General features: G+C 67.3%; 2 protein-coding genes and 1 pseudogene. 2 read left to right on the top strand and 1 reads right to left on the bottom strand.

What is annotated here, in order from left to right; genetic code table 11:
• Nucleotides 1-88: 88 nt before the first annotated feature.
• Nucleotides 89-319, top strand: a pseudogene (locus HCC78_RS32145) (IS256 family transposase); the annotation flags it as partial.
• A 29-nt stretch (nucleotides 320-348) separates the two neighbouring features.
• Here HCC78_RS32145 and HCC78_RS32140 read toward each other — a convergent pair.
• Nucleotides 349-912 (bottom strand): transposase, encoded by a 564-nt coding sequence (locus HCC78_RS32140; protein WP_253949475.1) that lies wholly within the window; start codon nucleotides 910-912, stop codon nucleotides 349-351.
• 184 nt (nucleotides 913-1,096) lie between these two features.
• Here HCC78_RS32140 and HCC78_RS32135 point away from each other — a divergent pair, with 184 nt between their 5' ends.
• Nucleotides 1,097-2,125: an IS110 family transposase gene (locus HCC78_RS32135; protein ID WP_172332755.1), complete on the top strand. Its 1,029-nt coding sequence runs from the start codon at nucleotides 1,097-1,099 to the stop codon at nucleotides 2,123-2,125.
• Nucleotides 2,126-2,232 lie beyond the last annotated feature (107 nt).

Here is a 2,232-nt window from a genome sequence, read left to right as displayed (position 1 = left end):
CTCACCGTCCTCCTCGCCTGGTAGCTTTCAACACCACCATCTTGGCACATTGCGATGCCGTCTGGGGAGGGCGGCAACCATCCCATCTATGACTGAAGATACCACGATCACCCGGCTCCGCCAGCCCGGAACCATCCTCGACCCGCTGACCGAGATTGCCCGCGAAGGAGCACGCCAGATGCTGGCGGCCGCCCTGAAGGCGGAGGCGGCGAGTTTCGTCGCCCAGTTTGCCGGGGAGCGGCTGCCTGATGGCCGTCAGCGTGTGGTGCGCCATGGCGCCGGGCCCGAGCGCGACATCCAGACCGGGATCGGAGCGATCCGTAAGCGGTGTTCCCGGCTCACGGGATCTCAGGTTGACGGCTTGAAACTCCATGGCAGAAGTTCGTCGATGCGCTTCTGCGGATGCCCGGCGGCGATCGCCTCCAGCGTGGCCTTCAGGTAGGCGAAGGGCTCGATGCCGTTGATCTTTGCCGTCTCGATCAGCGACGCAATGCGCCCCCAGGCACGGCCGCCCTCGTCATGGCCCGCGAAGAGCGCATTCTTGCGATTGAGGGCAATCGGGCGGATCAGGTTCTCCATGGAATTGGAGTCGATCTCGACCCGGCCGTCGGTCAGGAAGGTCTGCAGGCCGTCCCAGTGGTTGTGGATGTAGGTCAGCTTCTCCCCCAGACGGGACTTGGCCGAAACGCGGCGCCGCTGCTCCTGCAGCCAGTTGCCGAAGGCGGCGACCAAGGGCGCGGTGCGGGCCTGGCGGGCCGAGAGGCGCTGGCCGGGGCCCATGCTGCGGATCTCCGCCTCGATCGGGTAGAATTCGGCGATCCGGCGGAGGCCTTCGGCGGCGATCTCCGACCCGTCGCGATCGAAGACCTCCTTCAGCTTGCGCCGCGCATGCGCCCAGCTTGCGTCAAGCAAGCCCCGGAACGGGGGATGACAATGAAAGGAGGTGATAGATGACCTGAAACCGTTCGAAGCGATCCAGCGGGTTCAACTCCCGCCCGGCAAAGGCGCAGCCCGCCAGCCGGAAGCGAGTCTTGCATGCCCGCAAGGCTGGCGGCTGGTGACGCTCCCGCATCTGTTCTGGCAGGAGGATTACGGGATGAAACTGTTCATTGGCCTCGACGTCTCGCTTGCGAAGACAGCGGCCTGCGTGCTCGATGAACATGGCAGGATCGTCAGGGAGGCGGAGGTCTCCAGCGATCCGGAGGCGCTGGCGAAATTCGCGAGGGAGCAGCCCGGCGAGATCGCGGCGATCGGCCTCGAGGCCGGACCGCTGTCGCAATGGCTGCATCGCGGGCTGGCCGGTGCCGGCCTCGATGCGGTCCTCATGGAAACACGTCAGGTCAAGGGCGCGCTGAAGGCGATGCCGATCAAGACTGACCGGCGGGACGCCGAGGGCATCGCCCGCCTGCTGCATCTGGGCTGGTTCCGGCCGGTCCATTGCAAGTCGGTCTCGGCGCAGGAGATCCGCGCACTGCTCTCGGCGCGCGAGGCGGTCAAGAAGGGCATGATCAACCTGGAAATGTCGCTCCGCGGGCTCCTGCGGAACTTCGGGCTGAAGGTCGGCACGATTTCCAGGGGCCGGTTCGAGGCCCGCATCCTTGAACTGGCCGCGGGAAATGCCATGCTGGAAGCCGCAGCTGGCCCGATGCTGCGCGCCCGCGCCAGCCTGCGCCGGGAACTCGCAGGGCTCGAGAGGCAGGTCCGGCAGCTTGCCAAGGAGGACCCGGTCTGCGGCCTGTTGATGACCATGCCGGGGATCGGAGCGGTCGTGGCACTGACCTTCAAGTCGGCGGTCGACGATCCGGCGCGCTTCGCCTCCTCGAAGAAGGTCGGGCCTTGGACCGGGCTCACGCCGTCCCGGCAGCAATCCGGCGAGCGCGACATCACCGGCGGCATCACCAAGGCGGGCGACACCGGCCTGCGCCGCGTGCTCTGCCAGGCGGCAACCGTCCTGCTGCACCGCGGCCGTGCGTCATGGCTGAGAACATGGGCGGCGCGGGTCGCGAAGCGCCGCGGCAACAAGCGGGCGATGGTGGCGCTCGCCCGCCGGATCGCGGTCGTTCTGCACCGCATGTGGCGCGACGGCACGGCCTTCCAGCCGGACTCGGCACCCGCGATGATCTGACCGGCCCGCCACTCCGCCGTAAGCGGTGCTCCCGGCTCACGGGATCTCAGGTTGACGGCTTGAAATTCCATGGAAGAAGTTCGTCGATGCGCTTCTGCGGATGCCCG

This window comes from Mangrovicoccus sp. HB161399, from assembly GCF_013184745.1.
Taxonomy (GTDB): domain Bacteria; phylum Pseudomonadota; class Alphaproteobacteria; order Rhodobacterales; family Rhodobacteraceae; genus Mangrovicoccus.
Note: the sequence above shows the minus strand (reverse complement) of the source record. Positions and strands in the feature narration are given on the sequence as shown.